The sequence below is a fragment of the Brachyspira sp. genome, assembly GCF_050873525.1.
Classification (GTDB): Bacteria; Spirochaetota; Brachyspiria; order Brachyspirales; family Brachyspiraceae; genus Brachyspira.
On sequence record NZ_JBNMIZ010000125.1, the window covers coordinates 1 to 7809 of the forward strand.

Sequence of the window (7809 nt, forward strand, 5' to 3'; positions counted from 1 at the left end):
TAATAAGCGTCCAAAAATATATATAATCAAAATATAAGAATATTCTAAAGATATTTTTCTTTAAATAAAACGATTCTTCTTTATTCGCTTCCAATATGTTTATATTTGGAGATTTAATTTTTCCCGCAAATCCGTCCAAAGGTCTAGACATAGGAACGCATAATTTTACTTTTAAATTTTCTTTATTATCCTCAAACCAATAAAGAGATTTTTTGAAAGGCATATATATTAAAAACATATCGGGAGAAATTTTTTTTAATCCTATAAAAACTTTTTCCAGTTCTTCTTTGTCTTTAGGATTATCCAAATTCCCGAGATGTCTTATATTAGGATATATTTTTTTTATTTTTCCCAAGATAGTAAAGAAATATTTTTCATTGTCTCCAAATAAAAACATTGACATTTTTTTCTTGTCTATATACGACATTATATTTGAGAAAAATATAAAATCCTGCATATATTCCAAATTTTCTTTATGAATAAATTTATAACCTTTGGCTATAGTATGATGAGCCGCTATAACTAAAGAAGCGTTATTCACGGTTTCTTTCAATTTTTTATTGGAACGAACTTTTAGCAACTGATGGACATCCAAAGTAACTATTAAAACATTTTCTTCGTTTTTTAGTCTCTCTAAAATATCTTCAAAATCGTTATTAAAGTTGTCTATTCTAATTCCCAAAATCGATTTACTTTCATTCATAAGCTATAGCCTCGATTATTTTTATTTTAATATTTTCGACTATATAGCCAATGTTCTGCATAGCTCCAAATCTATAGGGTCTATTTTAGGAACTTTTTTAATGGCATCGGATAAAGGAGTGTAAGTATATTCTCCCTTCCAAATTCCAACCGCAACATTCGTTCTTCCTTCCAAAAGAGCCTTAACCGCTATATAACCGAATCTTGCAGCCATTAATCTCTCTTTTGAAGTCGGAGAGCCGCCTCTTTGCATATGTCCTAATATCGTAACTCTAGTATCGAAGCCCGTTTTTCCTTCTATATGTTTCGCCGTTTCCATAGCGCCGCCAGATTCGTCTCCTTCGGCAACTACAATTATAGAAGATTTTTTTCCCCTCTTTTTGGCAAGCTGCAATTCTTCGACTATTTTATCCAAATCGGTTGGCGTTTCTGGTATAAGTATGTCTTCCGCTCCAGAAGCAATTCCCACTTCCAAAGCTATATAACCCGCATGTCTTCCCATAACTTCCACCACAAAACATCTTCCATGACTTGTGGCAGTATCTCTCAATTTGTCTATCGCTTCCATTGCGACATTAACAGCAGTATCGTATCCTATCGTATAATCCGTTCCGTAAATATCGTTATCTATGGTTCCAGGGATGCCGACAATAGGAAATTCAGGATGATGATTTGCAAAATCCAATGCGCCTCTATAAGTTCCGTCTCCGCCTATTACTACCAAAGCTTCCATTCCATGATACCTCATATTATCCGCCGCTTTTTTCATCCCTTCTTCCGTTTGGAATTCGGGCGACCTTGCCGAAAACAATATAGTTCCGCCATGGTTTATGATTCCGCCAACACTTCCAGCGTTCATATCGTAAACATTATTATACATAAGCCCTTGATAGCCTTCTCTTATTCCCACAACTTCAAGCCCGTTCGCTATAGCCGTTCTCACCACGCTTCTTATCGCGGGATTCATACCCGATGCGTCTCCTCCGCTCGTAAGTATTCCTATTCTTTTTATTTTACTCATGTTGAAATAACTCCTTTTAAGTATATAATTTATAGTTAATGATATAATCAATATCAAAATTTATTTGATATATTATATATTAATTGTTAAAGAATTGATATATAAAAATATAAAAAATTTATTTATAAAAAGTCGGAAGGTTTATGTCAAATCAAAATAAAGAATATACGGAAATCATTAATATAATAGAAAATAAAAGATGGGATAAATTAAAATATTCTCTAACAAAAATGCATGCAGCGGAAATAGTCGATATAATAAGAATACTCGATAACGACAAAAATAAAAGCATATTATTCAGATTATTATCAACCGAAAAAGCCGCTTATGTTTTCTCCGAACTCGATTCAAACGAACAAGAAGCTTTAATCTCTTCTATGAGCGACAATGAATTAAAAGAGCTTATCCATGAAATGAGCCCCGATGATAGAACTTCATTATTCGAGGAAATGCCGAGCGATATTACAAAAAAGATTTTTTCTCTAATGAAAGAAACCGATTTAAATATTACGAGGCAGTTATTGGGTTATCCAGAAGATAGCGTTGGAAGAATAATGACGCCAGAATATATAGATGTAAATCCCGATTTTACGATTAAACAAACTTTGGAATATATTAGAAATTTCGGAAAAGATTCGGAGACTTTCGAGGTTATTTATGTCGTTGATAAAAGCGATATATTATTGGGATATATTTTACTTAAAGATTTATTATTTGCAAAAAACGAAGAGGAAACTATAAAAGATTTGATGCATACGGATATTATTTATTTGTCGGTATATTCCGACCAGGAGGAAGCGGTAAAGGTTGGAAGAAAATACGATTTGCTTTGTATTCCCGTAGTCGATTCAAAAAACGCGCTTATAGGAATAGTGACAATAGACGATATTTTTGATATTGCCGAAGAAGAAGATACGGAAGATTTCCATAAACTCGGAGCTATAAGCGTAGACGATGATTTTTCGGGAAATATTAAACAGGCAACGATTTTTACATTATATAAAAAAAGAATCGTGTGGCTTTTTATATTGGTTTTTATAAATATAATTTCGGGCTATTTTATCGGACTATTTACCGAAACGATAAGCAAATATGTTTCTCTTATTTTCTTTCTGCCTTTATTAATCGACAGCGCTGGAAACGCGGGCGCGCAATCTTCGACTTTAATAATAAGAAGTTTGTCAATCGGCGATGTAAAAAAGAGCGACTGGCTTTTTATGTTAGGAAAAGAAATATTAATATCGGCGGCGCTGGGTTTAACTATGGGTTTAACCGTTTCATTACTTGCGATTTTTAGAGGAGGATTGACTATCGCTTTTGTCGTATCGCTATCAATGATATTAGTCGTCATAATAGGAAGCTTAATAGGTTTATGTTTGCCTTTTATATTCGTAAAACTTAAAAAAGACCCGACAACAAGCAGCGTTCCTTTAGTCGCTTCGATTTGCGATATTAGCGGGACTTCTATTTATTTATTTTTAGCCACGATAATTTTATCAAAATTCGGAAATTAAAATATAATGAATAAAACCCAATCAAAATAATAAATTCTATTTTTACAAACCATATTTAAATTATTAAATTTGTATTACTTCAATTTACTAAATTAATTTTGAAATAATAATAAAATAATTTCCACAAATTTTATTAACTATAATAAAAATAAAAAATTCAAAATAATAAATTTAATTTTAAAACCTTACTAATTAAAATAAAAAAATCCCACACAAAACCGCATAAAATTTTAAACTAATCAATTAAAAATGGCCATCCGTTTACGCTAATACTATTATTATTTATCAAAATATCCATTGAATTATAATTTCTATTTTTATAAAAATTATCTTTATTATAAAAGTTTGTAAAAAAATATACTTTTTGATTGCTTGAACCTATAAAACCTCTGCTTTCATCATAAAGTTCATCTATATATTCTCCGTCTATTAAAACATCGGTATATTTTAAAAGCTCATGTAATCCGTCAAAAGTTTCTTCTTTTTCTTTTATCTCTTCCAAAGTATATCCGCTAAAAAGAATAACAGATAATTTGTTTTCTCTACAATATTTGGCTATGCATGATAATCCTTTTGATTGTAAAATAGGTTCTCCTCCTATTAATGTAACGCCTTCTATATTATACTTTTCTTTAGATAGTTTTATATCTTTTATAATGGTATCGGAATCTATTATATTTTTTGCGATAAAGTTTTGCATATCTGGATTACAACAGTTTTTGCATCTTTTTAGGCAACCTTGAGTCCATATAGCGAATCTTTTTCCTATGCCTTCCGACTCTGTGCATTTTCTTATAGAAGCTATATTTAAAAGCATAATCTAATAATCATTCTAAACTAAAGTCGAAATCCGCTTTCTTTTCATTAAGCTGAACTATCTTTATAGTTCTTCCTTGAATAGAATCTATATTTTCAAATACGAAATTTGAAAGAGGATTTATTATTTTACTTTCTAAAACATTTAAAACGCCTCTGCCGCCGTTTTCTATATTGACGCTTTTTGAAATAGCATTATAAGCGCTTTCTTCATTTTCAAACTTTACGGAAGATTTATACCTTTCTTTTATAAAATTTTCTATTATTTGAAATTTTATTTTAGCAATATTATTTAAGAAATCGTAACTATCTATAAAATTAAAAGGAACTATATTATCTCCCACTCTATTAAGCAATTCGGGTCTTTTTAATTCCTCCACAAAATGTTTCTTAACATGTTCTAAAAATTGCTTTTGAACTTCTTTCTTATCGCTATTATGAGGTATTTGACTTGCGCCTATATTTGAAGTAAATATAATAACAGACTCAGAAAACGACACCGTCTCTCCTTTTCCGTCCGTAAGCCTCCCGTCTTCGAGTATTTGTAAAAATTTATCCAAGATTCTTCCATGCGCTTTTTCTATTTCGTCAAATAACAAAACGCAAAAAGGTTTTTCTTTTATGGCATTGGTTAATTGTCCTCCTTCTTCATAGCCTACATAACCAGGAGGCGCTCCTACCAATCTTTGGTCGCTATGTTCATGATTAAATTCCGACATATCGAATCTTATGCAAGCTGTTTCGTCTCCAAATAAAAATTCGGCGAGAGATTTTGCAAGTTCGGTTTTGCCGACTCCAGTTGGTCCGACAAAGAAAAGCACGCCTTTAGGTTTTCTCTGTTTGCTTGAATGCTGAATTCCTGAAAAACCCGTAAACGCCCTTATTATAACATCTTTTACTTTTTCTATAGCTTCATCCTGCCCTTTTACTCTTTTGGAAAGTTCTTTTTCTATAGATGCCAATTTTGTTTTGCTTAAGTCTTCCCAAGGGCTTTTTTTCTCTCCATATCTGTAGAGATTAATAAGTTTATCGGCGCTTAATTTAGAATCTATTTGCATAGAAAGTTTTATTATTTGAGCTATATCTTTCAACTTAAAACCTTCCAAAGAATCTATAAAATCATCTCTTCTATTTTCATCCAAAGCTGGTTCGGTATATATCATACTTGCATTATTTACAATAAAAGATTCTCTTTCTGGTCTTCCAGGCGATGGTATATTTATGCAACTTACATCCGAATTATTTAAATAATAAGAAGATGGAATTGTAGAGAGTTTATTTGTTATTATTATAATAGATTTATTCTGTTCTTTAAATGAAGAATCGAACATATTATAATTCATAGCCTCTTTTAAAGATTTTCCTATTATTGCAAGCCAATTCCTTTCCGCTTCGCTTAAAGACGCGTTAGTTCCAAATATATAATCTGAATAATCCAATATAAAACATATTTTTTTATTGGATTTAGATTTTATCTGCTGAAGCAAATAATTAAAGAATTCGTCCACATTTTTATATTTTGGACCTTGATTATTATTTTCCGCAATATCGTTATCGTCTCCCAAATCGTAAGAATTTGAATTATTTTGTTTATTAGAATTTGAAGATGCGGACAGTTCCGATAAGTTAGATATTTTTGAAATATCATAATCTATTCCATCGACTCTATCCCATTTTATGACATTACTAAATTTAGCGTCTTCATTTAATACTTTTATTATATAATCGCTTATATATTCGTATTTTCCACTTTTCCTATTTCTTATAATATCTGAAGAATTCCCGCTTAATATTATAGAACCCTTTAATTGAGAATCTCTTATAAACCTTTCAACCCATGAATCGATTTTTCTATCTTCCATAATTAATACTCCTTAATAATTTTATAAAGTTCTTTTATTATCGTTGTCAATATTTAAAGCGCCTTTTGATATTCTATCTGGATTTTCCCAAATTACTTGCTTATTAGAAAGTTTTACGGAATATATTTCTTCCAATTCTTTCGTAAATTTATCAATATCTTTAACGCATGTAAGCCCTTCATAGTTGTCGAATAAATATTCCAATTTTCCGTTAAGCGCTATTTTACAAACCGCTCTTTTACCCGAAGGTTTTTTAGCCGTTATTTTTACTACTCCGCCGTTATCATCTTGAATAATTTCTGGATGCTCTACGGTAAATTCCGAATCTTTTAAAGACTTAATTATAGATTTTACCACATCTCTTCTCACTTCTTCCGTAATTGCAATATCTTCGGTTTCTTTACTTATTTTATCCATTTCTTCATTAAGATTTGATATATTTAAATTTTCTATATTTTCATTTGATAAAGATTTTTTTGCATTTTCTATCTGTCTTAAAAGTTCGTTCTTTTTCTCTTCATTTTCTTTCAATTCTACTTTTTCATTATTTAATTCTTCTGCTATTATTTCTATTTTAGTTTCCAATATCTTTTTTTCTCTTTCTTTTTCTTTTTTAGCTCTCCATTCAAAAGCGCTTGAATTGGCGGAATCAATAATATTTTTAATTCTTCTTTCAATCTCTTGAGTATAATATACCATATCTCTATCGGTTTTTCCATCTTCTTCTAAAAGCTCTCTTTTTAGCGAATCAAATTTATCTTTGGCAAAATCAATAAGTATAGGGTCGTCTATCGCTCTTATATTCTTATAATAAAGCTCTAATATTTTTTCTTTATTTTTGCTTTTTTGTTCTCTTATTAATCTTTCTTCTTCTCTTTTAGCTTCAATAGCTATGTTTCTTAAATGATATATTCCATTTTGAACTCTATAGCTTATATCTCTTGCCATAAAAGGATTAGTGTTTAATAAAGATTCTATTTCTATAATATCTCTATTTATATTTTCAAGCGATACATATTTATTTAATCCTTCTCTAATCATACTGCTTATAGATTCTCTATGCCTATTAATATATTCTCTAACGCTTTGGGCGACTCTCTGCCTTGCAAGTTCTTCCCGTCTTCTTCTTTCTAATTCATAATAATAACTATCATGGTGACTCATAATATCTCCTTATTTTTTATTTTTTTTATTTTTCTTATTATTATTTTGATTATTTTTATTTTGAGTATTATTATTTTTTAAACTTTTAAAATCTTCCAAAGATATATATTTAATATTCTGTCCTTTAGCTTTAGCGCTTAAATCGTTATCGTCCGTTAATAAATATACATCTTTAAGAGTAAATTTTAAAGCTACGGATAATATTAGATTATCGGGTTTATTCTTTTCAAAATCTTCAGGTAAAAGTTCCGTATCAGAATCTTCCTGTCTAATATTTGGTTTATTATTATTCAAAATATTTCTTATAGATTCTCTTGCCTGAAAAGCCTGCTGTTTTTTATTTTCGTCTTTTTTATCCGATTTTAATTTGTCCAATTCTTCCACAACTATATTTGGTATTACCATAAGACTCTTATTATCCAAATAGTTAAATATTTTAGGTTCATTCATTAAAATATTAGTGTCTATAACATATATTTTATTAAAATTATTTACGGATTTATCATTAAATTGATTTACTTTAGGTTTCATATTTTCTATATTTTGCAAAGTATTTCTTAAAGTTTCATTTTCTTTAAATGTTTCTCTTTTTATTTGCAATCTTGAAGATATTTCATTTATAATTTTATCTATATTATTCTTATTAATATCATTGTATTTGTCTTTTATTTCATTAAACCAAGGTAAATGAGGTTTTAAAGTTTCATTTTGAATCATTTCATCATATCTA

7 protein-coding genes are annotated in these 7809 nt (G+C 29.5%); 1 reads left to right on the forward strand and 6 read right to left on the reverse strand.

The window, feature by feature from the left end; all coding sequences use genetic code 11:
• A partial coding sequence (locus tag ACR0QS_RS08805) for a WecB/TagA/CpsF family glycosyltransferase (RefSeq protein ID WP_432633068.1) occupies positions 1–703 on the reverse strand: 703 nt, incomplete at its 3' end.
• Positions 704–742: 39 nt separating this feature from the next.
• On the reverse strand, positions 743–1723 hold the full coding sequence (gene pfkA, locus ACR0QS_RS08810) for a 6-phosphofructokinase (protein ID WP_432633069.1): 981 nt from the start codon (positions 1721–1723) through the stop codon (positions 743–745).
• 143 nt (positions 1724–1866) lie between these two features.
• On the opposite strand from pfkA, the gene mgtE reads away from it, so the two are divergent.
• Entirely contained in the window at positions 1867–3237 is a 1371-nt protein-coding gene (gene mgtE / locus ACR0QS_RS08815) for a magnesium transporter (RefSeq protein WP_432633070.1), read from the forward strand.
• A gap of 235 nt (positions 3238–3472) precedes the next feature.
• Here the strand turns inward: mgtE and ACR0QS_RS08820 are convergent, their stop codons facing one another.
• The 4 genes from ACR0QS_RS08820 to ACR0QS_RS08835 form a co-directional block, all read right to left on the reverse strand.
• Positions 3473–4054 carry a 4Fe-4S single cluster domain-containing protein gene (locus ACR0QS_RS08820; protein WP_432633071.1) on the reverse strand — a complete coding sequence of 194 codons (582 nt, stop codon included), beginning with the start codon at positions 4052–4054 and terminating at the stop codon, positions 3473–3475.
• Positions 4055–4064: 10 nt separating this feature from the next.
• Entirely contained in the window at positions 4065–5915 is a 1851-nt protein-coding gene (locus ACR0QS_RS08825) for an AAA family ATPase (RefSeq protein ID WP_432633072.1), read from the reverse strand.
• Between the two features lie 21 nt (positions 5916–5936).
• A complete protein-coding gene (locus ACR0QS_RS08830; RefSeq protein WP_432633073.1) occupies positions 5937–7079 on the reverse strand; it encodes a hypothetical protein in 1143 nt (380 codons plus the stop codon).
• Between the two features lie 9 nt (positions 7080–7088).
• On the reverse strand, positions 7089–7809 hold a 721-nt coding region (locus ACR0QS_RS08835), incomplete at its 5' end, for a PIN domain-containing protein (RefSeq protein ID WP_432633074.1).